This is a genomic window from Bacillus yapensis (assembly GCF_005280205.1).
Lineage (GTDB): Bacteria > Bacillota > Bacilli > Bacillales > Cytobacillaceae > Robertmurraya > Robertmurraya yapensis.
This window is the reverse complement of the sequence record NZ_SUND01000010.1, coordinates 24,463-47,712: the sequence shown is the minus strand read 5'-3', so window position 1 is coordinate 47,712 and position 23,250 is coordinate 24,463. Positions and strand designations below refer to the sequence as shown.

The 23,250-nt window shown below is 36.9% G+C and carries 28 protein-coding genes and 1 riboswitch; of the genes, 7 read left to right on the top strand and 21 right to left on the bottom strand.

The window, feature by feature from the left end:
* The first annotated feature begins 18 nt into the window (after positions 1-18).
* The gene (locus FAR12_RS12985; RefSeq protein ID WP_126409085.1) at positions 19-993 is read left to right on the top strand and encodes an asparaginase; all 975 of its coding nucleotides are present in this window, start codon (positions 19-21) and stop codon (positions 991-993) included.
* 114 nt (positions 994-1,107) lie between these two features.
* On the opposite strand, the gene FAR12_RS23455 is transcribed toward FAR12_RS12985, so the two are convergent.
* From FAR12_RS23455 to FAR12_RS12950, 7 genes are all read right to left on the bottom strand, one after another.
* Entirely contained in the window at positions 1,108-1,311 is a 204-nt protein-coding gene (locus tag FAR12_RS23455) for a hypothetical protein (protein ID WP_170972197.1), read from the bottom strand.
* Between the two features lie 141 nt (positions 1,312-1,452).
* A complete protein-coding gene (locus FAR12_RS12975; protein ID WP_126409083.1) occupies positions 1,453-2,418 on the bottom strand; it encodes a YpdA family putative bacillithiol disulfide reductase in 966 nt (321 codons plus the stop codon).
* A 104-nt stretch (positions 2,419-2,522) separates the two neighbouring features.
* The gene (locus FAR12_RS12970) at positions 2,523-3,800 is read right to left on the bottom strand and encodes a Glu/Leu/Phe/Val family dehydrogenase (protein ID WP_126409082.1); all 1,278 of its coding nucleotides are present in this window, start codon (positions 3,798-3,800) and stop codon (positions 2,523-2,525) included.
* A 520-nt stretch (positions 3,801-4,320) separates the two neighbouring features.
* Positions 4,321-4,893, bottom strand: coding sequence for a genetic competence negative regulator (locus FAR12_RS12965; protein WP_126409081.1), 573 nt, complete (start codon positions 4,891-4,893; stop codon positions 4,321-4,323).
* Positions 4,894-5,020: 127 nt separating this feature from the next.
* Positions 5,021-5,791, bottom strand: coding sequence for a metallophosphoesterase (locus FAR12_RS12960; RefSeq protein WP_126409080.1), 771 nt, complete (start codon positions 5,789-5,791; stop codon positions 5,021-5,023).
* 18 nt (positions 5,792-5,809) lie between these two features.
* The gene (locus tag FAR12_RS12955; RefSeq protein WP_126409079.1) at positions 5,810-6,199 is read right to left on the bottom strand and encodes a hypothetical protein; all 390 of its coding nucleotides are present in this window, start codon (positions 6,197-6,199) and stop codon (positions 5,810-5,812) included.
* Positions 6,200-6,265: 66 nt separating this feature from the next.
* A complete protein-coding gene (locus FAR12_RS12950) occupies positions 6,266-6,901 on the bottom strand; it encodes a CBS domain-containing protein (RefSeq protein ID WP_126409078.1) in 636 nt (211 codons plus the stop codon).
* Positions 6,902-7,045: 144 nt separating this feature from the next.
* Here FAR12_RS12950 and FAR12_RS12945 point away from each other — a divergent pair, with 144 nt between their 5' ends.
* Genes FAR12_RS12945 through FAR12_RS12935 form a run of 3 tightly spaced genes read left to right on the top strand, consistent with a single transcriptional unit; the run spans position 7,046 to position 8,136 of the window.
* Positions 7,046-7,276, top strand: a complete 231-nt coding sequence (locus FAR12_RS12945; protein WP_126409077.1) for a spore coat associated protein CotJA — start codon at positions 7,046-7,048, stop codon at positions 7,274-7,276.
* On the top strand, positions 7,273-7,536 hold the full coding sequence (locus FAR12_RS12940; protein WP_126409076.1) for a spore coat protein CotJB: 264 nt from the start codon (positions 7,273-7,275) through the stop codon (positions 7,534-7,536). The genes FAR12_RS12945 and FAR12_RS12940 overlap by 4 nt, the downstream gene beginning before the upstream one ends.
* Before the next feature lie 30 nt (positions 7,537-7,566).
* Complete coding sequence (locus FAR12_RS12935) at positions 7,567-8,136, top strand: manganese catalase family protein (RefSeq protein WP_126409075.1); 570 nt, start codon at positions 7,567-7,569, stop codon at positions 8,134-8,136.
* 20 nt (positions 8,137-8,156) lie between these two features.
* On the opposite strand, the gene FAR12_RS23655 is transcribed toward FAR12_RS12935, so the two are convergent.
* From FAR12_RS23655 to FAR12_RS12910, 6 genes are all read right to left on the bottom strand, one after another.
* On the bottom strand, positions 8,157-8,435 hold the full coding sequence (locus FAR12_RS23655; protein WP_212734390.1) for a hypothetical protein: 279 nt from the start codon (positions 8,433-8,435) through the stop codon (positions 8,157-8,159).
* Positions 8,422-8,880: a YpbF family protein gene (locus FAR12_RS12930; RefSeq protein WP_126409074.1), complete on the bottom strand. Its 459-nt coding sequence runs from the start codon at positions 8,878-8,880 to the stop codon at positions 8,422-8,424. The genes FAR12_RS23655 and FAR12_RS12930 overlap by 14 nt, the downstream gene beginning before the upstream one ends.
* 129 nt (positions 8,881-9,009) lie before the next feature.
* Positions 9,010-9,711 (bottom strand): LysM peptidoglycan-binding domain-containing protein, encoded by a 702-nt coding sequence (locus tag FAR12_RS12925; protein ID WP_126409073.1) that lies wholly within the window; start codon positions 9,709-9,711, stop codon positions 9,010-9,012.
* Entirely contained in the window at positions 9,704-10,315 is a 612-nt protein-coding gene (locus FAR12_RS12920) for a CPBP family intramembrane glutamic endopeptidase (RefSeq protein ID WP_126409201.1), read from the bottom strand. Before FAR12_RS12920 ends, FAR12_RS12925 begins: the two co-directional genes overlap by 8 nt.
* Positions 10,316-10,326: 11 nt before the next feature.
* Positions 10,327-11,817, bottom strand: coding sequence for a RecQ family ATP-dependent DNA helicase (locus FAR12_RS12915; protein ID WP_126409072.1), 1,491 nt, complete (start codon positions 11,815-11,817; stop codon positions 10,327-10,329).
* Positions 11,814-12,860, bottom strand: a complete 1,047-nt coding sequence (locus FAR12_RS12910) for a YpbB family protein (protein WP_126409071.1) — start codon at positions 12,858-12,860, stop codon at positions 11,814-11,816. The genes FAR12_RS12915 and FAR12_RS12910 overlap by 4 nt, the downstream gene beginning before the upstream one ends.
* A 274-nt stretch (positions 12,861-13,134) precedes the next feature.
* On the opposite strand from FAR12_RS12910, the gene FAR12_RS12905 reads away from it, so the two are divergent.
* Positions 13,135-13,383, top strand: coding sequence for a ferredoxin (locus FAR12_RS12905; protein WP_019154341.1), 249 nt, complete (start codon positions 13,135-13,137; stop codon positions 13,381-13,383).
* A 77-nt stretch (positions 13,384-13,460) separates the two neighbouring features.
* Here the strand turns inward: FAR12_RS12905 and fabF are convergent, their stop codons facing one another.
* The 5 genes from fabF to FAR12_RS12885 form a co-directional block, all read right to left on the bottom strand.
* Positions 13,461-14,696 (bottom strand): beta-ketoacyl-ACP synthase II, encoded by a 1,236-nt coding sequence (fabF, locus tag FAR12_RS12900; protein WP_126409070.1) that lies wholly within the window; start codon positions 14,694-14,696, stop codon positions 13,461-13,463.
* Positions 14,693-14,896 (bottom strand): PaaI family thioesterase, encoded by a 204-nt coding sequence (locus tag FAR12_RS23835; RefSeq protein WP_342772323.1) that lies wholly within the window; start codon positions 14,894-14,896, stop codon positions 14,693-14,695. The genes fabF and FAR12_RS23835 overlap by 4 nt, the downstream gene beginning before the upstream one ends.
* 8 nt (positions 14,897-14,904) lie before the next feature.
* Positions 14,905-15,147: a PaaI family thioesterase gene (locus FAR12_RS23830; RefSeq protein WP_246010387.1), complete on the bottom strand. Its 243-nt coding sequence runs from the start codon at positions 15,145-15,147 to the stop codon at positions 14,905-14,907.
* 74 nt (positions 15,148-15,221) lie between these two features.
* The gene (locus FAR12_RS12890; RefSeq protein WP_126409069.1) at positions 15,222-15,803 is read right to left on the bottom strand and encodes a TetR/AcrR family transcriptional regulator; all 582 of its coding nucleotides are present in this window, start codon (positions 15,801-15,803) and stop codon (positions 15,222-15,224) included.
* A 192-nt stretch (positions 15,804-15,995) separates the two neighbouring features.
* Positions 15,996-16,574, bottom strand: coding sequence for an ECF transporter S component (locus FAR12_RS12885; protein WP_126409068.1), 579 nt, complete (start codon positions 16,572-16,574; stop codon positions 15,996-15,998).
* 190 nt (positions 16,575-16,764) lie between these two features.
* A riboswitch (FMN riboswitch) is annotated at positions 16,765-16,959 on the bottom strand.
* A gap of 177 nt (positions 16,960-17,136) precedes the next feature.
* On the opposite strand from FAR12_RS12885, the gene FAR12_RS12880 reads away from it, so the two are divergent.
* Together FAR12_RS12880 and serA are read left to right on the top strand one after the other, a co-directional pair.
* Complete coding sequence (locus tag FAR12_RS12880; RefSeq protein ID WP_126409067.1) at positions 17,137-18,069, top strand: manganese-dependent inorganic pyrophosphatase; 933 nt, start codon at positions 17,137-17,139, stop codon at positions 18,067-18,069.
* A 272-nt stretch (positions 18,070-18,341) separates the two neighbouring features.
* Positions 18,342-19,916 carry a phosphoglycerate dehydrogenase gene (gene serA / locus FAR12_RS12875; RefSeq protein ID WP_126409066.1) on the top strand — a complete coding sequence of 525 codons (1,575 nt, stop codon included), beginning with the start codon at positions 18,342-18,344 and terminating at the stop codon, positions 19,914-19,916.
* A gap of 36 nt (positions 19,917-19,952) precedes the next feature.
* On the opposite strand, the gene FAR12_RS12870 is transcribed toward serA, so the two are convergent.
* The 3 genes from FAR12_RS12870 to sigX all read right to left on the bottom strand — a co-directional run bounded on the left by FAR12_RS12870 (position 19,953) and on the right by sigX (position 23,075).
* Complete coding sequence (locus tag FAR12_RS12870) at positions 19,953-20,996, bottom strand: M23 family metallopeptidase (RefSeq protein WP_126409065.1); 1,044 nt, start codon at positions 20,994-20,996, stop codon at positions 19,953-19,955.
* Between the two features lie 335 nt (positions 20,997-21,331).
* A complete protein-coding gene (locus FAR12_RS12865; protein ID WP_126409064.1) occupies positions 21,332-22,549 on the bottom strand; it encodes a GerMN domain-containing protein in 1,218 nt (405 codons plus the stop codon).
* Complete coding sequence (gene sigX / locus FAR12_RS12860) at positions 22,524-23,075, bottom strand: RNA polymerase sigma factor SigX (protein WP_126409063.1); 552 nt, start codon at positions 23,073-23,075, stop codon at positions 22,524-22,526. The genes FAR12_RS12865 and sigX overlap by 26 nt, the downstream gene beginning before the upstream one ends.
* Between the last annotated feature and the right edge of the window lie 175 nt (positions 23,076-23,250).

The window sequence follows — 23,250 nt, the reverse complement described above, 5'->3', positions numbered from 1 at the left end:
TTACGGAGGGTTAATTTCATGAAGAAAAAAATACTCGTCATTCATACAGGTGGCACAATCTCAATGAGTGAGGATGAAACAACAGGAGCAGTCAAACCAAGTGAAATCAATCCAATGACAGATAAGACACAAGGGTTAGTAGACTTTGCTGATTTAATTATAGAAGAACCTTTTAATTTACCTTCTCCCCATGTAACTCCTAAGGAAATGCTTCAGCTAAAAAAATTGATCGGGGCCAAGAGCAAGGAGCATGCTATCGCTGGAGTAGTCATCACACATGGCACTGATACGTTAGAAGAAACAGCCTACTTTTTAGACTTAACTATGGATACAAAAATTCCAATTGTTGTAACTGGAGCCATGCGATCTAGTAACGAAATCGGCTCTGATGGTCTTTATAATTTAATTACTTCTATTAAAGTTGCAGCTAGCGATGAAGCAGTTAACAAAGGGGTTCTCGTTGTTCTCAACGATGAAATTCATACAGCCAAGAACGTAACGAAAACACACACAAGCAATATTTCGACCTTCCAAAGTCCACAATATGGACCGATTGGAGTCGTGACAAAAAGAGGTGTATTATTCCATCATTGCCCAACAGGCTCTGAGCATTACCCTATTCAAGACGTTTCAAAGAAAGTTGTTCTGATCAAAGCTCATGCCGGAATGGACTCTTCTCTTCTGTATGCTATCAACGAATTACCTTGTGACGGCATCGTAATTGAAGCACTGGGTCAAGGAAATCTTCCACCTGCAACTATTCCGGGTATCCAAGCATTAATTAAAAATAATATCCCTGTTGTCTTTGTATCACGTTGCTTTAATGGAATTGCTCAAGATACGTATGCATATGATGGCGGAGGAAAGCAACTGAAAGAGTTAGGCGTTATTTTTTCCAATGGATTAAATGGTCAGAAAGCCCGACTGAAACTTTTAATTATGCTGGATACAACGAGTGATTTTAAGAAAATCGAAGAAGCTTTTTCGATTTAATCGTAAGGGGGATGAGGAGGGACAACGGCTGGCATTTTGAGTTTGTCGGTCAAGTTGAGTACTTTGCTTCTCATCTTGACGTGCATTTCCTATTTGTCCGCCAAGTTGAGCGCTTTACTCCCCATCTTGGCGTACATTCCTTGTTTGTCGGTCAAGATGAGGCATTTTTTTCTTATCTTGACGTGCATTTCTTATTTGTCCGCCAGGTCGAGGCTTTTTCTCCTCTTCTTGGCGTGCTTTCCCTATTTGTCCGCCAAGTTGATCTCTTTTCTCCCCATCTTGGCGTGCATTCCTTGTTTGTCGGTCAAGTTGAGACATTTTTTTCTATTTTGACGTGCATTTCTTATTTGTCCGCCAAGTTGATCTCTTTTCTCCCCATCTTGGCGTGCATTTCTGAACTCAAGAATAACCCTATGAATAAAAAACGAAGCTGTCTGTAAGTGACAGCCTCCTTTTTATTTAATCCTTAGCAACTAGTGCATTGGCGATTTGTTCCCCATGAAAACGGCCATTTTCAATGAAAATTTCATTTGCATTATTGCCTGCTGCAATCACACCTGCAATAAATATCCCCTCCACATTTGTTTCCATCGATTCAGGATTAAAAATTGGCCTACCAGTCTCTTCATCAATTTCAACACCCATTTTTCGTAAAAACTGATGGTCAGGATGATAACCGGTCATCGCAAACACGAAATCATTTTTGATTTGTAGGACTTCCCCTGCTTTTTCGTAGATAACATGTTCTGATGTTATTTCCTTAATATTCGAGTTAAATTCCATTTTTACGATACCATGACGAACAAGCGATTCAAACTCCGGTAGAATCCACGGCTTGATGCTTGGAGAATATTCAGTTCCACGATAAATAACCGTTACCCTCGCTCCTGCTTTTACGAGCTCAATTGTCGCATCGACACTTGAATTTTTTCCTCCCACTACGACAACATCTTTATCAAAAAACGGATGTGCTTCTTTAAAATAGTGATAAACCTTTGGCAAGTCTTCACCTGGTACATTCATATAATTCGGATTGTCATAGTAGCCTGTTGCAATAACGACATTATTACAAGCATAATCCTCTTTATCGGTCTTAATCACAAAATCGCCGGATATCTGCTTTTCAACTGCTAAGACCTTTTCAAAGGCATTTACACGAAGAGCCGCTCTTTTAACTACCTCACGATAATAGACTAATGCTTGATTTCTTTTTGGCTTGTATTCCTCTGTAACAAAAGGAGTGTTACCGATTTCTAATTTTTCACTTGTACTAAAAAATGTTTGATGAGTCGGATAATTGTAAATCGCATTCACAATATTTCCTTTTTCAATTACTAACGCACTTTTGCCAATATTCTTTAATGCAATAGCCGCAGCTAAGCCGCATGGACCCCCACCAACAATAATGACTTCTTCCTGTTTCATAGTTGTAACACACTCCTTTTTCAGACAACGAAAGAAGAACTCGCCGCAACGACAAGTCCTTCTAAAAAGATTCGCTCATATATTTTCAGAGGGGATACAGGTTCTTATATCCATCCTCTAAATCTTGATGCTTCTGCCATTTTTCTTACTCCAACCATATAGGCAGCAAGTCGCATATCTACTCGACGTGTTTGGGCAGTATTATAAATATTTTCAAAGGATTTCACCATTACTGCTCTTAGCTTATCATCTACTTCTTCTTCCGTCCAATAATAACCTTGATTATTCTGAACCCATTCAAAATAAGAAACAGTTACTCCACCAGCAGATGCAAGCACATCTGGTACTAAAAGAATGCCACGATCAGTTAAAATTTGTGTGGCGTCTAACGTTGTTGGTCCGTTCGCTGCTTCAACCACAATTTTCGCCCTAATGTTATGAGCATTCTCTTCCGTAATTTGATTTTCAATTGCTGCTGGAACAAGAATATCGCAATCTAATTCTAATAATTCCTTATTAGTTATCGTATTATTAAATAGTTTTGTCACAGTCCCAAAACTGTCACGACGATCAAGCAAGTAATCAATGTCTAGACCTTCTGGGTCATACAGTCCACCATAAGCATCTGAAATTCCAACTACTTTAGCTCCGGCATCATGCATAAATTTTGATAGGAAGCTTCCTGCGTTTCCAAATCCTTGTACAACAACACGAGCACCTTTAAGTTCAATTCCTTTTCTCTTTGCCGCTTCTTCAATACAGATCGTTACTCCTCTTGCTGTGGCTGATTCACGACCGTGAGAACCACCTAGCACAAGAGGCTTTCCTGTAATAAAGCCTGGAGAGTTAAATTCATCGATTCGGCTATACTCGTCCATCATCCAAGCCATAATTTGTGAGTTGGTAAATACATCAGGCGCTGGAATATCCTTTGTTGGGCCTACAATTTGGCTAATTGCACGGACATATCCGCGACTCAAGCGTTCTAATTCACGAAACGACATATCCCTTGGGTCACAAACAATTCCGCCTTTTCCTCCACCATATGGTAAATCAACAATTCCACATTTCAAACTCATCCAAATGGAGAGTGCTTTCACTTCTTTTTCAGTAACATTTGGGTGAAAACGAATTCCACCTTTTGTTGGGCCCACAGCATCATTATGCTGAGCACGGTAGCCAGTAAAGATTTTTACAGAGCCATCATCCATTCTAACTGGAATTTTGACTGTCATTAATCGCAAAGGTTCTTTTAAAAGCTCATAGACTTCTTCAGGGTATCCAAGTCTTTCAAGTGCATTATGAATAACAGTTTGAGTGGACTTTAACACGTCGAGCTTGTCTTCTTGATTTATATTTTCTGTGCTTTTCTCGGCTACCATCTAAAATAGACCTCCTAAAAATCGCTTACAATATTGTCATCTTTCAGTCACAAGTATACACCTTTGGATAATTTATGCAAGATAAAAAAGATAATTTTTCAGCCTATTTCTATAATTTTTTGTAAACGTTATCAATGTTGAAAATTAAGGAATTAATAGGTGAAATACCACTATTAATTTTCCCTTTTTTAGAAGGAAGAAAACCACTATTTTTGATTAATTATTACCATTTTTATTATTACTGATATAATTTTTTTCAAAGAAAAAGGCTTTTCGCAAACATTGTTGCTTTTGAGTTATAACTTGGTAAGTACATTTCAAGTTTAAAATTAACTAAAAGTAGAATGGCAGCGAAAAATGCCGTGCAAAATAATGTGTGAATAGGAACACCGTAGGAAGTGTAAATGTCGGCTTTAGATTTTTTTAGAAGAAAAAAACTAGGACATTTACGAGAAAAACCACAACCATTACGAAAACAGCGTGAAAAAAAGACGCTTAGGGAGAAAGAGGTCTCTGCCTCTCAAAAATACTCCACAAGCGTCTCGACTGCATGTTGGTAAATGATCTTATTTCCATATTCCTCCAACCAATGAATACTCATCAGTGAAGGATTGCCAAATTCCGCCATGACCGCAATTAGGTCCGCTGAATCCCTTCTTATATCTTCTTGAAATGATAAAAAATATTTATCTTCCAACGCATATAAGCTTCCGCCAAAAAAATCTATCGTTAATAGTAGCTTTGCTAATCCGATGACATGCTCAATCTCCTGAAACTCAAAAAGAATATCCTCGTTATTTTTTGTGGTAACTTCCATATCAATAAATCCTTCATGGAGTGATTCTTCGTCTTCTTCTTCCATCGTGACAATCATAATCATTCCCTGAGCATGCATAGAAAAGATTTCCACAGCAACCGATCCCTCGATACTTACCCCAAATTCATCACTTGCTTCTTCAAGCATATCATGAAAAAGCTGATGCCACTTTAATGAATCCTTCCAAATATCCTCTTTTGTTAATCCACGTTCCGTCAAATCATCGGTCGTGAGGAAGATTTTGATTTTATTATAAGTTAATCGCTCTATGCGCATAGTATTTGCCCCCTGCTGTGACAACTGTTGGTTTAGTTTATGTAAAATTAGAGGGATGGTGAGTCGTCTATTTATGGTTTTTAAGCATTAGCTGTTTTCTAAATCCAACAATTTTTGCGAATAGAGCCTAAGCATTTGATTTTAATGTAATCACATGAGTTTCTGGTTTAGCACCAAGCCTTAATGGTATAGACGTTGTTCCATACCCGTTACTCACCAACAAGGTTGTCTGAGGGTACTTTTTGAGCTTCCCTATTTCATACAGCCCGATGCCAAAGATGCGAATCTGTCCACCATGGGTATGTCCGCTTAATACGAGTGAAATGTCTTCCTCTTTTGTTAACCTGTTCACGACTCGCGGGTCATGACTTACTAAAATTCGGAACCCAGCTTCTCCGCCATCCTGGAGAGCTAGATCCAGCCTATCTCTTTCTGTAGACATATCATCAATACCTAATAAAATTAATCGTTCTCCAATCTCTGACTCAAATGAGACAGCAGTGTTATCTAAAATTTTCACACCATATTTTAATAATAGTCCATCCAGTAGATGGGGATTGATTTCATAATCGTTATTTCCCCAAACAAAATATACCGGACCTACCTCTATTAACTTTTGAATGTTTTGTTCAACTTGTTCAATCGTTACCCTTTTATCCAGGAGATCTCCGCCAATTATGACCAAATCTACCTTTCCTCTTACTTCTTTTATGAGCTCGTCCGAAACAATTCTACAGTGAAGATCAGAGATAAAGAATATCTTTACTTCCCCTAAGCTTTTCGGAAATTCTGCGAATGTTATTTCTTGATAAATGATATTATCCATATGAGCTAATTTATACATATATACGAGCAAACCTACTGCAAAAACAATGCCTATCACAAAAATAAAGATCATAAGTCCTCCCCTAGACCACTACTCTTCGATCATTTTAAACCTTCTAAAATCTAATGAAATAATACCATACAGAATAGAAAAACAGAAAAAAACCATCGTTTGCCAAAAACCTGTTTGGAATAAAACATAAAAACTAACCATTAGCAATAACACAAAGATGATTTCCATTAGATTCGATTCTTTTTGATTGTATAACAAATACGTTTCTTCTACTCCCTCTTTAATGATCAGTGCATTTGATATAAAGCCAACAATAAATACGATTGAGGCAGCAAAAAACGAAAAAGGATTGATGACAAATTCCAGTAGGAATTCGGATAAGTTAAAGGGTGAGTCAATCGGAAACATCAAGATAAATAGATACCCACACCCGAAACCTAGTAATAATCGGATACTCTTTTTCCACATAAAAAAACCCCTCCCATACAAATCTATGAGAGAGATTTCGTTTATTGCTCTTAAAACCCAGAAAAATCATTCATCCTCATGAATATCTAATATACGAAAACCGACATCCTCTAGTTTTTTCGTAAACTTTTCAACGTTATCCTTCTTTTCAATCTTCACAACGATTCGTCGAACAAGCTTATCTGTTTCGTCGAATGTAACCAATGAAATGATATGCTCATGGAATTGTCGGGCGATCTCTGCAAATCTCGCAATTCTTCCTTCTGTTTCAATCGAGGTAAAAGCGATGCGGACCCCTTTCTTATTCACCCCAAATGCAGATTGAAATTGTTCAAGGACATCGAAGCGTGTGACGATTCCCAAGTATTCATTTTTATCATCCACTACTGCAAGTATAGGAAAATCTTTTAAATCAAGAAGTGTATGTTCAAATAGCTCTTGACCCTTTAAAAATTTTTCTTGGTAAGTAGCAATATCTGCGCATGTAGTGTTTTGAAGAAAGTCTTCCCTTGACTGATTAGAAGTAAAGTAATTTTCATACAAGTTGTACCTTGTTACGATACCTGCATATTGAGTTCCATTAAGAATAGGCAAACCATCAATATGATGCTCCTCCAATTTTTCAAGAGCCGTTTTCAATGAATCATTATTTTGAACTGTGTGCGTCTTGTGCTTTGGAATCATTATATTTTTGACAAACATATTTATCACCTCGGGGATATTATAAGCGACTATGTGTATAATTCCACATTCTAATGGTAAAATCCTTTTATTTTTCATAATTATGTCATGCCAGAGATTTTTAATCATAAAATTGAATGATATATAAATAAGAGGAGGGCAACTATGTTTACACTGTATAAAACCCATCGACCTTTTGTTGGTCCTTTTGATCCGTGTCCACCGATCAGGGTTAAAAGTTTTTCAACACCACCAAATTTATATATTGGGTTTCAACCAAATAACTTTCCTCAATTTACCCCAATGGAAGCATTAAGAGCCGGAACCCTTTGGAAGCCGCTATATGACCCCTATTACAATTCTCGTGAATTAGCAAAGGGAGGTAACCCTTTATGACAAAACAATTACCACCAGAATTTTATGAGCTAATGGAACAGCTTCAGGCTGTCGATTTTGTCCTTGTTGAGCTTAATTTATACTTAGATACTCATAATGGAGATTCAGAGGCTATCAGACAGTTTAACCACTATGTAAAAGAAAGAAAGAGATTAAGAAATGCCGTGGAAAGTATTTACGGACCATTAATGCATTTTGGTCACAGTTATTCGGGTGATCCTTGGAACTGGGACGACGCTCCTTGGCCATGGCAAGTGTAGAGACAATACGAATAGGAGGGATAGACACAAATGTGGATCTACGAGAAAAAGCTTCAATACCCTGTTAAGGTCACTACATGTAACCCGATGTTAGCGAAATTTTTAATCGAGCAATACGGTGGAGCTGATGGAGAGTTATCTGCGGCGTTACGTTACTTAAATCAACGCTATTCTATACCTGATAAAGTCATTGGACTTTTAACAGATATTGGAACAGAAGAATTCGCCCACTTGGAAATGATTGCGACAATGATATATAAACTCACAAAGGATGCCACACCTGAGCAAATGAAAGCAGCAGGATTAGGGGACCACTATGCAAATCATGATAATGCTCTGTTTTATCACAATGCCGCTGGTGCACCATGGACGGCAACTTACATTCAAGCTAAAGGTGATCCAATTGCTGACTTATACGAAGATATTGCTGCAGAAGAAAAAGCAAGAGCAACCTATCAATGGATTATCAATATGAGCGATGATCCAGATCTAAATGATGCCCTAAGATTTTTACGAGAACGAGAAATCGTTCACTCTTTACGGTTTAGAGAAGCTGTTGAAATACTTAAAGAAGAAAAAGATAAAAAGAGAATTTTCTAGTATGCTTAAGGAGGCAGATCTCATTCTGCCTCTTTTATTATCGCTGTTTTCGTAATGATTGTGGTTTTTTTTTTCGTAAATGTCCACAAGCCGACATTTACGCCTCCTAATGGGCGCTGCCACCCCTTGGGTGGTTCAGTGGCACACATAAATTTTGCGCGGCACTTTTCGCTACTCTCATATTGTTTTTTGAGGTCAGAAAGATAATTTCTATACCAACTTAGCTTCCAAAGCAACAAGTTTTTTTCGAAAGAAAATAAACAAATTATGCGAAAAGAGCCTTTATTATTTATTTTCATGGTATAGATTGATGTCATAATTCTTTTTCATCATTTCAAAAACGAGATGTCTATTTTTCCATGCATCCTTCGGCTTCCATAAATCCTTACTTTTATCAATAATTTCACATCGTAAAGCATGGTATTCTTTTTCTGCTTTATCCTTCTTTTGTTTTAGGAGATTCATTAAACCAAATAACCCACCAATGACGACAAACGCATACAAATTGAGGGAATTGTCCACATAAGCTGAAAACATTGCGGCAAACGAATAGGAGTATGGAATCGCGATCGTTTTATAGAGAAAATAAATATAGGAAAAAGCAAGAAAGACCGTTAGCCATAATACAGTTAAGTGCCGAAATTTGAATGCATCAAACTTCCTTTTTCTCTCCACAACCTTCTGAAGCATTTGTTTTGTCGCCTTATCTGTTCTTTCATCAAGCATTAAGATTGAAGATTCCACTTTCGACTTCCCCTTCCAACCATTTCAATTTGCAAGGTCCTATCCAAATATATGTACTTGTCCTGCAATATATGATTGACGCACACAAAAAGCCGTTCCTACTTTTTTCGTAAGAACGGCATTTTCCATTTATTGGGGAATCTTGATTGTTTGTCCTACTTGAATCTCATTACCTTGGATGTTATTTGCTTGTTTTATTTTCTCAATTCCAGATTGTGAACCGTAGTACTTCATCGCTATTCTAAATAAATTCTCACCTGGTTGTACGGTATGGCTTTGAACAGCTTCTGATGCTGTATTTGTTTCAGGTGCCGTTACTGGCGGTGTTGTATTCTTATCATTTACTGTAGTCTGAGTAGAAGCTGGATTCTCCATTTCTTCTGATTCCACTACTTCTGTTTCTTGATTTGCTTCTTCCTCTGACCCTGCCACTGACTCAGCAACAATTTCTTCATTGACATCTTCTACATTTTCTTCAATTACTGTCGAATCCGAAATCGAAACACCCTCGTCTTCATCTGTAACATTTACTGATTCAATATTGCCTTGTTCATTATGATCAACTGACTCTGTGCTAGCCTTCTCTTTGTTATGATTGATTATATAAATGCTGACAACCGGTAATAGAATAAAAAATATTGCCAATAATCTTATGATTGGATACTTTAGCTTTAACCTTGTTTTTTTCCTTTTTTGCTCTTGCTGATGTACTCTACTTCTCGGTGGCAAAGTAGCCGAACTGGTAATCAGTTCTTCGTGAGCTTCTGATTTCTTCGATATTCGTTTCCTTAGCCGTTGCGCTTGATCGCGTAGTGGTTCTTCTTTACTCATGGTTGGTTTTTCCTCCTCTTTGATTAGACTTCTTCCTAGAAAAACGAATCATTACACCTAACAAGAAATCCACAATAAAATGTAAAACTATTGTGACAAGAAGATTGTCTGTCATTTCGTATATATAGCCGATAAAAAAGCTTAACACAACAATATTGATAAAAAGAAACAGATTGAATAAATAACGATAATGGATAAGTGCAAAAATAATACTTGTGATAACTAATCCGAAATGGGTTTGTAGAACACCTCGAAATAATACTTCTTCGCCAATCGCAACGAGAGCGGCAATCGCAGCAATTTGCCAAACAGTTTTACTTTGAAAAAGTCTTTGATTTAGTCCTCCATCATCATAAAAAGAAGAAGGAAGAATTCTCATTAAGAGAAGATCTACATTGACAATCACCAATCCAGACACAACTCCTACTGTCCAAACTTTTGCATCATCCCATTTCAAGAGCTCCCAAAAGGACGATAAATCATCAAATAGAAAAAATCCTAAGATAAGTGAAATCACAATTAATAAGACTTGAGTAGCAACAAGATGAAACATGATTTCTCGGTCAGTTAATTCATTTACTATATCTGTATATTTATTTTTCATCATTCATTCGCTCACTCTTTACATAGAATAGTAGATAAATAATCCTGCCAATTAAACGGAAACTCAATTATTGCTTCATCTTCTTTTCGATACGAATCCATTTGCAAGCCACAAATATCACAACAAGGTTCAACCCCAATTTTCTTCTCTTCAGAAAAATAATTCAAGATTTTTTCTCGACGACATTGGTTCGACTGGATCCAATTTTTAAGCTGTTCAACTTTTTCACGTTTAACCTGAATCCGATTTTTAATAAACTCTTGAAATTCATTAAGAATTGACTCTAGCTCATTCCCGCTAGTCTCAACACTTGTAAAGAAATCCGCTAGGATCCGCCACTGTATATCATTTAAGCCTGCATAAGCTCTCATTTCATCTTCATATTCGCCAATAGAATCAATCTTTTTTTCCTTAAGCCATGAAAATACTCTGCCGATTTGAATTTCATTTGGCAACTCATTCTCAACAAGATGATAGGATAGATTCTCATCTCCAGAAGAATAGAGTAAAATCGCAATACTCTTCTTACCATCTCTACCAGCACGGCCAATTTCTTGGATATATGATTCCAACTGTAATGGCATATGGTAATGGATAACATAACGAACATTTTCTTTATTAATGCCCATTCCAAAAGCACTTGTTGCACAAACGAGATCAAGTTGGCCATAAATAAATTGCTGCTGTATAAGGATACGGCTTTCTTGGTCCATCCCTCCATGATAAGCCATCACACGTGAAATTCCATTTTCCCTCAACAATTGAACAATTGCTTCAGCTTTTTTCCGACTAGAAAAATAAATAATTCCTGGACCATTTAAATATGAAACAAGTTCCATCAACCGTTGGTCTTTTTCTCTTAAATCGGCTACCTCTTCCACCTTCAGCGCAATATTTGGACGATCAACTGAAAACAGAAACTCCTCCCAAGTTTTCAATTGCAATGAGGTCACAATATCGCTCACGACTTCTTTTGTTGCCGTTGCAGTTAGCGCTAGGGTTAGAGGATTTCCTAAATGCTCTCGCACCTGACCAAGCTTCATGTAATCAGGTCGAAAATCATATCCCCATTGAGAAATACAGTGAGCCTCATCGATTACAAAAAGAGAGATGGAAAGCCTTTGAAGTCTCTTTATTACGCCTGTCATACCCAGCATTTCTGGAGAGATAAAAATAAATTTATATTGATCCAATTGAGTAAAAATCGCTCTTCTATTTTCACCTGAATTAAAGGAATTAATCGCAACGACCCTTTTTTCTCCACGCATTTGAATCTGCTCCACCTGATCCTGCATTAAAGATAATAGTGGAGAGACAATAATAACGACTCCAGGAAGATTATACGCAGGAAGCTGATAGCATAGTGACTTTCCAGTACCCGTAGGCAATACAGCCACTGTGTTCTGACCACTTAAAACAGAATCGATGATCTCTTTCTGTCCTTGCTTAAAGGCCGAAAAACCAAAAAACGTTTCTAACATTTCTTCTAATTTGTTACTCATTGTTCATCACCATACTTTGTCATTACTAATCGAATTTCAAAATAAGTGGTATCGGGTACAAGCTCTTTAATATATCTCAATTGTTTTGAAGTCGTTTTATTCTTTGCAGCTATAATATGATTTATTTTTTCATTATCAACAAATGGTGTGATATCAAACGAATCAATTTGAAGTGCAAGCTCTACGATATGGTCTTGAATCGTATTTACTTTTAAATTTCTAATTTTACCGATTTCCTCTAGGGAAAAACCTTTATTTAATAGTTCATATGTTTTTTTAGTCGACTCAGTCAATGGCTGCTTTGTTTGCAAATCACTTAATACGATAGCTAAAAGTGGATAACTTGTCCGATTTGACTGAATTTTGTTCATCATATCGTGGATAAGCGCGTAAAATTGATAATGATATAAGGTTGGTTCAAGCCCCAATGTATCATTTGCTTGTTTTTCAGTTAACCCAATTGCTTGGAAACCTGTAAGTCGAATAACTACTACAGCTGGATCAATTACACTCACCTGGGTAAAATAAGCGACTAATTCTTCATAAAGAGTTCGGCTTAATTTTGTTCGAGGCACACCACACTGTCTTAAAAAGCTCTTAACCCAAGATTGGACATGACGATTGCGTTGGATCGGAACATATTTAGCTTCATGTTCAGTTAGATGCGATGCAACCTGAACAAGGAGGGAAAGCCTCTCCCAAAATAGTTCTCCTTCTTGGAAATGCCAGCCATCAAGAAAAGATAAGAATGGATAAGTCGGTTTCAACGTTTCAAGACCCGTTTCCGTTACAACATAATATTGTTCATCTGTTTCAAAAATCAAGCTCTGTTCAACTAATGACTTCACAATTTCATCAAAATGGTTTCTTGTAATGGAGCTATATGTTTTAAAAAATTTTGTAAGTTGGAAAAGATGTGCATCTTGAATCGTTTGGGAAGATTTTTTTCCACTAAGGAGATGATAAATAGAGTAAATCGTTCTTTCTCCGTTTAATTTATGTAAACAATGAAGAACAACATATTCCAAAAAAGGAGTTGACATTCTACCACCCTATTATTTTACGATTTTCAAGTCGTTCCGTTAGTCTTATCAAGGACTTTCACATAAATAGACGAAATTTCGACGTATTTCTCTTTTATTCTACCATGAAAAAGAAATTCTGTATCTCATCCCGTGCGAAATCCCTATATGATAAGCATTCTCAATATACTTTTTTATTGAAAAGTTACTGATACAGTTTTACAATAAGGTATGAGGGATACGTTTCAGAAAATTTTATGAAATGTATATGTATAATTCATTGGGAGGTAATTACATGGCAAAGTACACAATTGTTGACAAGGAAACATGCATCGCATGTGGCGCTTGTGGAGCTGCTGCACCAGATATTTACGATTATGATGATGAAGGTATCGCATTCGTAACACTTGATGACAACGAAGGAATCGTTGAAATTCCGGATGTTCTAATAGATGATATGATGGACGCATTCGAAGGCTGCCCAACTGATTCTATTAAGGTTGCTGATGAGCCATTCGACGGTGACGCTTTAAAATTTGAATAGAATTTTTCATCATAAAAGGTGCCCCATAAGCTATGCTCAGGGACACCTTTTTTCGTTTAGTGGATACAAAATGGTTGCTACTCCAAGTACTTCTTAAACAACAATACTGCATTATGTCCACCAAACCCAAAACCATTCGAGAGAGCATAATTCACTTCTGCTTTAATACTTCGGTTAGGTACATAATCAAGGTCACATTCCGGATCTGGATTTTCATAATTGATCGTTGGTGGGATTATATCTTCCTTGATACTCTTCAAAGTAATGATTGCTTCAAGTCCTCCTGCAGCCCCAAACAAATGTCCTGTCATTGATTTGGTCGAACTTACTTTCAATTTATATGCATGAGATCCAAATACGTTTTTAATAGCCTTGGTCTCAGATTTATCTCCCTCAGGCGTGCTGGTACCATGTGCATTAATATAATGAATTTCAGTTCGCTTGATGCCTCCCATATCCAACGCTAGCTTCATTGCTCTTTCAGCCCCATGGTAATCTGGAGAAGTCATATGGTGGGCATCTGTTGTGGAACCGTATCCGATAATCTCTCCTAAAATTGTCGCTCCTCTCTTTTTGGCGTGCTCATATTCTTCCAATAGTAGAACCCCAGATCCTTCTGACATAACAAATCCATCACGTAATGAGTCAAATGGCCGGCTAGCTTTTTCAGGAAATTCATTATTGGTTGACATGGCTCTCATTCTTGAAAAACCGGAATAAGCCAAAGGATTGACAGAAGCCTCCGCTCCACCCGCTAGAATCGCATCGGAATACCCGTGCGCAATATTTAGATAAGCCTCACCGATCGCTTGATTTCCAGTTGCACAGGCAGATACAGGTGAAAAACTTGGACCTTTGAACCCTGTTTTAATGGAAACAATTCCTGATGCCATATTACTTATCATCATTGGAACCATAAACGGTGACACTTTTCTAGGGCCCTTTTCTAGTAGACTTCTATGATTTTCTAGCGTCGTATTTATCCCACCTATCCCTGAGCCAATATATACGCCTAATCGGTTGGGATCACTTTCAGTAATCATTAATTTAGATTGTTCTAATGCTTGTTTTGCAGCGGCGTAGGCATATTGAATAAAAAGATCATATTTCCCCAACTCTTTCTTATCAAAATAGTCCTCAGGATTAAAATGCTCGATTAAGCCACCAATTTTCGTACTTATCTCTTTATATCCACTAAAGTTCACTTCTTTAATCCCTGATTTACCTAACTTAATATTTTCCCAAATTATTTCTGGATCATTTCCTAACGGGGAAATAGCTCCATATCCTGTTACTACGACTCTACGCTTCAACTATTTGTTCCTCCATTCTTTATTTCTCTATTTTTAGCTATCTTTCCATTAAGCACCATACAGGTTGAACTAGCTTTTGCTACCAACGACTCTTTTTCGTCCAATATAATACATTCAATTAAGCCTATTGATTTTCCCTTTTTTATGACATTGGCATGAGCACTTAAAACTGTTTTCCAAACAGGTTTTAAATAGTTCATTTTTAGTTCTATTGTTGTAAAGGACTCATTTTCCTCCAATAATGTTGCAAAAGCGATTCCATAGCCGCGTCTGCGAGATCACAAAGAATCCCACCATGTACAGTTCCCATAGGGTTAAAATGTTCTTGCTTTGTCTCTAATCTGAATAGAGCTTCACCACTTTTAACCTCAACCGGGTAAAATCCAATTAGTTTTCCAACAGGAGGAAGAGAAATCTTTTTATAATCATTAATTTTCAAATACTTATCCATTCAATATCCCCATCCAATTTTAGATTTTCAATAAATAAAACCAATCGGTCTTTTTTTGAGCTAAAAAAAATCACTTAAATGAAAAGTAATTTTTTTATCTGCTTAATCGCTAGTTCTAAATAGTCCTTATCCTGATACAATCGACTTAAAGCTAAAGCTCCCTCAAGGGTGGAAAGGATAAATTTAGCTGTGTCTACTACCTCAATGTCACCCTTGATTTCATTTTGAAGTTTCCCTTTTTCAATAATTCCTGAAATCAACGTTACTAAACCTGTAAACCCTTCTTTTATAGAGTCCTCAAAATCAATCGGAGTGTCATCAGCTTCAATTGCAGCATTCATTAAAGGACAGCCCCCTACAAGAACATTGTTAGAAAACAAAGATCTGAACACCTCAATAAAAGCATCAAATTGTTCATATGAAGTATCTTTTGAATTAACGGCTTCTAAGTATTTATTTCTTAATACGTTAACTGAATGGGAAAATGATGCCTTCGCCAAAACATCTTTGTTTTGAAAATGGTTATAGATTCCCCCCTTCTTAAGACCGGTAGCAGTCATAATATCAGAAATTGAGGTATGCCTATAGCCAAGTTTATTGAATAAAGCGGATGAATGTTCAATGATAAAACGTTTGGTTCTTTCTCCTTTGTTCACGCTAACCTCCTCCTAAAAAAAGAACAATCGGTCTTTTTTTTGTATCATAATATTATTTTGTAATTTCTGTCAAGAGGCCTCTTGAAATCAAACAGAACCTATATTAAGTGGCATAAAAAAAGGCATATCAGCAAATGCTAGATACGCCCCAAAATAACATAATTCATAAATATATCTTATTTTCCTTTTATATTAAACACGATATGCTCTTTGCTTTCCTATCCATGTACTCATTCGGCTAAATAAAAGAATGAATACGATTGAGATGATGATCCCTTTTACGATATTAAAAGGAAGGATCCCTGCCACAATCATTTGTCTTGTTTCAGCTCCAGTCATTGCTGGGAAGCCCATAAATAGCGTGTACAAAGGTAGGAACACAAAATAATTTAACACACTCATGACAATTGCCATGATCAGTGTACCTGCAACTAAAGCATATGTCATTCCTTTTTTCGTTTTCAACTTCTCATAAATAAAGTAAGTTGGAACAATAAACAGTATCCCTGCGACAAAATTCGAAAGATGCCCTACTGGAATCCCGGTATCACTGCTTGAGAAAATATAGTCCAATAAATTCTTAAAGAATTCTACTAATATACCCGCTACCGGACCAAAAATTAGCGCTGCAATCAGTGCTGGGATGTCACTAAAATCCACCATTAGAAATTTTGGAAATGGTGGCAGTGGAAAGTTTAAGAGCATTAAAACAAATCCAATGCTGCTCAACATTCCAATTGAAACTAAAGCCTTAACGTTGAAACTTTTCATTTTCCTCTCTCCTTTTTAGGATCCATCTCTCCTAAAGAAGAAAGGTTCAGCAAGCTTAAGGCACCTGTGAATTGTCGCACAAGAAAAAATCCTTTAAACGACAAACTCCCTCAAGTAAACTTGAGGGAGAAAAAATTCAGGCACGCTTAATAAACATTCAAATTACTATTCTTTTGAACGTCTGCAGAACCTCCATCTTCTCCCATCCAGACTATACTGTCGGCTTTGGAATTTAACCAAATCCTGCCAAAGCGATAATAGTATTTCACTTGATTCGTACTAATATCCTGTGAAAATACATTATCCACTTATAATTGGCTCGCGGGCTTAGAGACATACTCTCATCACCGCCGGTCGGGAATTACACCCTGCCCCGAAGATAGATCAATATTAAATTACAGTTTCAATTATACCCTACGATTATTTTTTTGTGAAGAAATACGTTTTGGCCGCCATATAATTTTGTTTTCTAGGCCGGTTTTATGGTAAATTAATATAGTAAAATTTATCATAGAATAAAAGTTATTCTTACAAAAGAAAACTAATTTTAGAAGGTGAGAAAATGGAAAAAGTACTTGTATTCGGACATAAAAATCCTGACACAGACACAATTTGTTCTGCGATTGCCTATGCAGACCTTAAGAATAAACTTGGGTGGAATGCAGAGCCAGTTCGTTTAGGTGACTTAAACGGAGAAACAGAATATGCTTTAAAAACATTTAACGCCGAAGCTCCTCGCTTAGTTCAAGCAGTAGCTGCTGAAGCAAAAGAAGTTATTTTAGTTGACCATAACGAACGTCAACAAAGTGCTGACGACATTGACCAAGTAAAAGTATTAGAGGTCATTGACCATCACCGCATTGCTAACTTTGAAACAAGCGATCCCTTATACTATCGCGCTGAGCCAGTAGGTTGTACGGCAACTATTTTAAAGAAGATTTATAAAGAAAACGGGATTGAAATTGAAAAGAATATCGCTGGATTAATGCTTTCTGCTATTATTTCTGACTCTTTACTATTCAAATCTCCAACATGCACAAACGAAGACGCGGAAGCAGCTCGTGAGCTTGCTGAAATCGCTGGCGTAGATGCACAACAGTATGGACTAGAGATGCTAAAAGCTGGGGCAGATTTACGCGATAAAACAATTGAGCAACTTATCTCTCTTGATGCAAAAGAATTCCAAATGGGGAACAGCAAGGTTGAAGTAGCTCAAGTAAACGCTGTTGACGTTCAGGATGTTCTTTCAAGACAAAGCGAACTCGAAGTAGCTCTTCAAAAGGTCATTGATGCGAAAAACCTTGATTTATTTGTATTTGTTGTAACGGATATTTTAAATAGCGACTCCACTGCTCTTGCTCTTGGACGTGCGACAGATGCTGTTGAAGAAGCTTATAACGTAAAACTTGAAAATAACACAGCACTTCTAAAAGGTGTTGTATCTCGTAAGAAACAAATTGTTCCTGTATTAACAAATATTTTTAACAACAGATAAGATAACAAATAAAACGTAGGTCATAGTGGCCTACGTTTTTTTATTTGATGTGTGCATTTGAGAATGAACCACGGTAACCTGAAATAATCCGAACATTTTAGAATAGATCACATTTTAATATATGGTAATTTATACTGTATTTTAAACATAAATTTAAAAAACGTTCGTTATTTTAGTTAATATTTGAACATTTTTGTGTAAAGAGAATTGACAGAAGAATATTCGTTTTGTACAATAATCAGAAAATTACTACTTAATTGGGAGATGTTCAAATGTATCAAGTTCTAGTTGCCGATGCGATAAACGCAGAAGGCCTCCAACCTCTTTTAGAATACCCGGATGCAGTTCTTATTGAGAAAAAAGTAACAGACCCAGACGTTGATTTAGAAAAAATGGACGCCATTCTCGTCAGAAGCGCCACTACTGTGACAGAAGAGCTTCTAGAAAAAATGCCTCAACTCAAAATCATCGCAAGGGCTGGCGTTGGCGTTGATAATATAGACGTTGCTGCAGCAACCAAGCGAGGCATCGTTGTTGTAAACGCTCCAGATGGAAATACCATTTCAACAGCAGAGCATACCTTTGCCATGATGGCAGCGCTTATGAGAAACATCCCCCAAGCACATGGTTCTGTAAAAAATTTGGAATGGAAAAGAAATGCGTTTGTAGGTCAAGAATTGTTTGGAAAAGCATTAGGGATTGTAGGATTAGGGAGAATCGGTTCTGAAATTGCCAAACGGGCGAAGGTTTTTGGGATGAATGTTCTCGTTTTTGATCCATTTCTTACAAAAGAAAGAGCAAAAAATCTGAATGTCCAAAGCTGTACACTTGATCAAATACTAGAACAAGCAGATATCATTACAGTTCATACTCCTTTAACTGCAGAAACAAAAGGATTAATTAATGAAGAAGCGATTAAGAAAACGAAAAAAGGTGTCTATTTCCTAAATTGCGCGCGCGGAGGCATCATAGATGAACAAGCGTTAGCAGCATACATTGGCAATGGTCATATCGGCGGCGCGGCAATAGATGTGTTTGAAGTAGAGCCTCCAGGTGAACATCCCCTTTTTAAATATGACAACGTAATCGTGACTCCACACTTGGGAGCTTCTACAAAAGAAGCTCAATTAAATGTGGCGACACAAGTAGCAAAAGAGGTCAGAACTTATTTTGAGGATAAGCCTGTATCTAACTCTATTAATCTTCCAGCGATATCAACAGATATTTATGAAAAGATTCGCCCGTTCCATAACTTATCGAAACAAATTGGCGTGATTTTATCACAATGCGTAAAAGAAGGAGTTCATGAACTTTCCATCAATTATGCCGGAAGTGTTACTGAACTAGAAACATCTTACCTAACTAAAGCATTGTTATCAGGATTTTTCAAAAACCGGATCGATGTCCATGTCAATGAAGTCAATGCCCTTTTAACAGCAAAGGAACGAGCAATTACAGTTGGTGAAAAAATTTCTACCGATGCCTTTGGCTACGCGAACAGCATTACCGTGACAGCAAAAGTTGAAGATAGACAATTTACAATTAGAGGGACTTATATCGATCATTACGGTCCACGAATCGTCTTTATGAATGGATTTAATATTGATTTTCTTCCTGAAGGCAATCTCCTCTATGTTCAGCATATGGACCGTCCAGGTGTAATTGGTCGTGTCGGAAAAATTCTAGGTGACCAATCCATCAATATCGCTACGATGCAGGTTGGACGCAAAAGTGCTGGGGGAGAGGCGATCATGGTACTTTCTTTTGACAAACCACTTGACGATGCATCACTTGCTCTATTGCAAAAGCTTGACGATATTGTGTTATTAAATCGAATTCATTTATAAAGCCTACAGGGTCGGAGGAAATATTCCTCCGATTTTTTATTCATTCACATTAATTTTTAGCACCTGTTGCGGCTGAATGACATCTGAATTTAGTTGATTTATTTCCTTCAGATCTTGAACGGTTGTATTCAAATGTTTCGCTATAGTAGATAAAGAATCACCAGCATGAACAACATAGCTATCCGTAGATAAAGGTTTTATGACCAATTCTTGGTCAGGCACGATTAGGTCATCTTCTAACTGATTAGATACCATAATCAGGCCAACAGACGTTTCATATTCTTCTGCAATCTCCCATAAAGTATCGCCTTTTTCAACCTTATAAGTTATATCTTCAGACTCTGCTTCATTATCATTTTGCAGACTCATAATCGTTTTTTCACTATCTCCCATTACAAGTAGATAATCGCTTTCAGGTAAGTATTTTGCAAGAGAGTCTACGGTTATAGTTTTTTCTGCTGAAGCTATTGATTCATCTCCCGTTTCCTTTACACCTGCTACTTGACCATTATCCATCACACCTGCAACCTGAGCTTCATCCTTTACTTCTTTCATCGCTTGGACGTGTGCCCCTTTGCCTACATCCCCAAGGACAGCTACAGGGTTAAGTGCATTTTCCTTCCCTACAGTCCATTCATTTTTATGTACTTCAAAATGTAGATGAACACCCGTTGATCTTCCAGTGCTCCCCATCTCACCTATGATATCTCCCTGTTTAACAGTTTGGCCTTCCTTTACACTCCTTTTACTTAAGTGCGCGTACACCGTCTCAAAACGATTAGGATGTTTCACAAAGACTACATTCCCATACGAGCTAGAATGATACGATCTTGTCACGACGCCTTCGTCAACTGAATAAATTGGTGTGCCAAGTCCTGCGGCTATATCGATACCGTAATGCTTTCCGCCTCGCGTTCCAAACGTATCCGTGATTACTCCGTCTGCTGGCCACATCCAGTGGTCAGCTGCTGCTTGCAAATCATTCGTAGCAGCTTGTGGATATTTTACTCCTATAAAAAGTAGGCTAATAAACAACGCCATTATACCCGCAATCAATAAACGTTTTATAAAGTCTCTCATAAGAATCCTCCTTAATTTGAGCTTTCTGTTACACGATATGACAGCCTGTACTTTGTTAGAACCACGAATTAGGCGGAGTAAAATGAAAAACCTGTCAAAACCTTTATCATTTCTTGTCTTATAAGGATTTCTTTGTTTTTTTATGTCTTTTAAAGACACATTTGTTATTATTTGGATTACATTTGATTTTTTATACAAAAAGTTACTCTTTTGCAGGTAAATCCTGCTATTGAGCTACTTTTGCAGTAGATCTACAAAATCATTTTTCAACATCTTTTGACATCTAATTGAAATGAAAATTTAATAAATGAAAAAGACCAGCAATAATGCTGGTCTTAATTTAATATTTCCATTTTGTTCGGAGCAACAGGAACATCTATTTCTTCATTCATATTGAATTTCCCAATTTTATCTAATTTATTGTATTGAATGATTACTTTTTCAAAATCAAAGTCTTTTGCCGTTAATAAAATCGCTTCGATTGTATGAATAAAGGAAGGTTCATTAGCAATTTTCGAATCCTCATTGAACTTTAAATTAAGAATATCTTCGTCTGCAGATTTGATTTCTTCTATATTAATATCTTGTGGAATTGAAGCATTCAATCCCATAGCGATATTTTCCTTCATAGCGTTAAAGGCTTCTTCAATATTCTTATAGGATTGACTAAAGGGAACTAAATAAAGCTGTTCTGGTTTAGTCTCAGGATAATAAAAATAATAAGCATGATTGCTTTCATCTGAAAGATCCAGCATTTTCTCAGTTCCTAAATTGCCTAAATCTATTCCTTCCTTATTTTCTGTAAACAAGGATACTTCCTTTATTCCGAAAGTTTTAGCTGTGTCCTGTAACACTTGAATAAGAGCCGGTGCATTTATAGAACCATCTCTATACGAATGATCAGTAGGAACATTAACATTTAAAATACTCTTATTACTTATACTTAGCTCCGCATTTAGTGGATAAAATTCACTTAATCCCCACTCTTCTTCTTTAAGGCTCGTCATTATTTCTTTATACTGTTCAAATAGTTCCTTGCCGTCCTCTTTTGGTACAACAATGCTAACTGGAACTATATTTTGTCCTTGCTCATCAGGAATAGCATATGTGAAGACATTTCCTTCTGCTATGTCCTCCTCATACAAAGCTGTGTACGATTCTTCCTCTTCAATGGAGGTCATCTGCATTTTCTCTTCATTTTCATTTTCTGTAAAAATTTTCGCTTCTTCTTCTTTCCCACCCGCTGAGTCTTCACTATTCTCAGTCATTTTCTCCATTTGCGGCTGTTCGGCCGAGTCATGCGCAGTACTACTTTCTTGCATTGAATTGGACGTCGAATCATTCCAATTCATCAAGTTCGGAGCGAGAATAACAAAGAGGAGAACGGCTGCAGCAGTCGCAACAGATGGCACCACCCAGCTACGTTGCTTCTTTTTATTCATCGTAATCGTGATATTCTGATAAATATCACGAGGATCGCGGTGGTCTTGTATTTTCGGCATGTTGCTTAATAAATCTTCAAGTTGCTCATCGCTCCACTCTGATCTTTTCACTAGCTGTCTCCTCCTTTGCCATTCTTTCTTCCATTTCCTTTTTCAACACTTTTAATGCACGATGCTGAGTCGTTTTCACTTTACTTTCGGTCCATCCTAGAGCCTCAGCTGTTTCGGAAATGGTCAGTTCTTGAATATACCTCATGATAATGACCATTCTTTGGTCAACCGTACAACAGTCTAGACATTGATATATCATGCCCACTTCTTCTTTTTGCAAAGCAATTTCTTCAGGAATCGGGCTCTCATCCTTCACTTGACCAGTAGTCCAATCAAACTTCTCCGCTATTTTTTGCTTCCAACCTTTTTGTTTACGGAAATGGTCAATGGCTACATTTCTAGCAATGGAGAATAGCCATGTTTTTTCACTACTTTTCCCCTCAAAACGCTCATATGATTTTAAAACTCTTATATATACCTCTTGAACAAGATCTTCTGCTTGTTCTCTATTTTTCACCATATAAAAGATGAATTGAAAGACGTCATGATGATATTTCTCATAGAGTTCATCAAAAACGGAGTCCATTGGTTTCCCTCCCCGTTCAACCAATTAGTCGTATTTTGTATTTAAAAAGTTACATTTTCTCATTTTTCTATATTTTTACATTGACGCACATAATAACTATAGTATTTTTTATAAAAAAAAGGAAGAAGTTTTGAAAAAACTCCAACCTTTATTAAAAAATTCATATGTGCATATT

What these genes read in the sequence shown, in the direction of transcription:
- FAR12_RS12985 (WP_126409085.1), top strand. Translation starts at nt 19, where the DNA reads ATGAAGAAAAAAATACTCGTCATTCATACAGGTGGCACAATCTCAATG.
- FAR12_RS23455 (WP_170972197.1), bottom strand. Translation starts at nt 1,311, where the DNA reads ATGTCTCAACTTGACCGACAAACAAGGAATGCACGCCAAGATGGGGAG.
- FAR12_RS12975 (WP_126409083.1), bottom strand. Translation starts at nt 2,418, where the DNA reads ATGAAACAGGAAGAAGTCATTATTGTTGGTGGGGGTCCATGCGGCTTA.
- FAR12_RS12970 (WP_126409082.1), bottom strand. Translation starts at nt 3,800, where the DNA reads ATGGTAGCCGAGAAAAGCACAGAAAATATAAATCAAGAAGACAAGCTC.
- FAR12_RS12965 (WP_126409081.1), bottom strand. Translation starts at nt 4,893, where the DNA reads ATGCGCATAGAGCGATTAACTTATAATAAAATCAAAATCTTCCTCACG.
- FAR12_RS12960 (WP_126409080.1), bottom strand. Translation starts at nt 5,791, where the DNA reads ATGATCTTTATTTTTGTGATAGGCATTGTTTTTGCAGTAGGTTTGCTC.
- FAR12_RS12955 (WP_126409079.1), bottom strand. Translation starts at nt 6,199, where the DNA reads ATGTGGAAAAAGAGTATCCGATTATTACTAGGTTTCGGGTGTGGGTAT.
- FAR12_RS12950 (WP_126409078.1), bottom strand. Translation starts at nt 6,901, where the DNA reads ATGTTTGTCAAAAATATAATGATTCCAAAGCACAAGACGCACACAGTT.
- FAR12_RS12945 (WP_126409077.1), top strand. Translation starts at nt 7,046, where the DNA reads ATGTTTACACTGTATAAAACCCATCGACCTTTTGTTGGTCCTTTTGAT.
- FAR12_RS12940 (WP_126409076.1), top strand. Translation starts at nt 7,273, where the DNA reads ATGACAAAACAATTACCACCAGAATTTTATGAGCTAATGGAACAGCTT.
- FAR12_RS12935 (WP_126409075.1), top strand. Translation starts at nt 7,567, where the DNA reads ATGTGGATCTACGAGAAAAAGCTTCAATACCCTGTTAAGGTCACTACA.
- FAR12_RS23655 (WP_212734390.1), bottom strand. Translation starts at nt 8,435, where the DNA reads ATGAAAATAAATAATAAAGGCTCTTTTCGCATAATTTGTTTATTTTCT.
- FAR12_RS12925 (WP_126409073.1), bottom strand. Translation starts at nt 9,711, where the DNA reads ATGAGTAAAGAAGAACCACTACGCGATCAAGCGCAACGGCTAAGGAAA.
- FAR12_RS12920 (WP_126409201.1), bottom strand. Translation starts at nt 10,315, where the DNA reads ATGAAAAATAAATATACAGATATAGTAAATGAATTAACTGACCGAGAA.
- FAR12_RS12915 (WP_126409072.1), bottom strand. Translation starts at nt 11,817, where the DNA reads ATGAGTAACAAATTAGAAGAAATGTTAGAAACGTTTTTTGGTTTTTCG.
- FAR12_RS12910 (WP_126409071.1), bottom strand. Translation starts at nt 12,860, where the DNA reads ATGTCAACTCCTTTTTTGGAATATGTTGTTCTTCATTGTTTACATAAA.
- FAR12_RS12905 (WP_019154341.1), top strand. Translation starts at nt 13,135, where the DNA reads ATGGCAAAGTACACAATTGTTGACAAGGAAACATGCATCGCATGTGGC.
- FAR12_RS23835 (WP_342772323.1), bottom strand. Translation starts at nt 14,896, where the DNA reads ATGAACTATTTAAAACCTGTTTGGAAAACAGTTTTAAGTGCTCATGCC.
- FAR12_RS23830 (WP_246010387.1), bottom strand. Translation starts at nt 15,147, where the DNA reads ATGGATAAGTATTTGAAAATTAATGATTATAAAAAGATTTCTCTTCCT.
- FAR12_RS12885 (WP_126409068.1), bottom strand. Translation starts at nt 16,574, where the DNA reads ATGAAAAGTTTCAACGTTAAGGCTTTAGTTTCAATTGGAATGTTGAGC.
- FAR12_RS12880 (WP_126409067.1), top strand. Translation starts at nt 17,137, where the DNA reads ATGGAAAAAGTACTTGTATTCGGACATAAAAATCCTGACACAGACACA.
- serA (WP_126409066.1), top strand. Translation starts at nt 18,342, where the DNA reads ATGTATCAAGTTCTAGTTGCCGATGCGATAAACGCAGAAGGCCTCCAA.
- FAR12_RS12870 (WP_126409065.1), bottom strand. Translation starts at nt 20,996, where the DNA reads ATGAGAGACTTTATAAAACGTTTATTGATTGCGGGTATAATGGCGTTG.
- sigX (WP_126409063.1), bottom strand. Translation starts at nt 23,075, where the DNA reads ATGGACTCCGTTTTTGATGAACTCTATGAGAAATATCATCATGACGTC.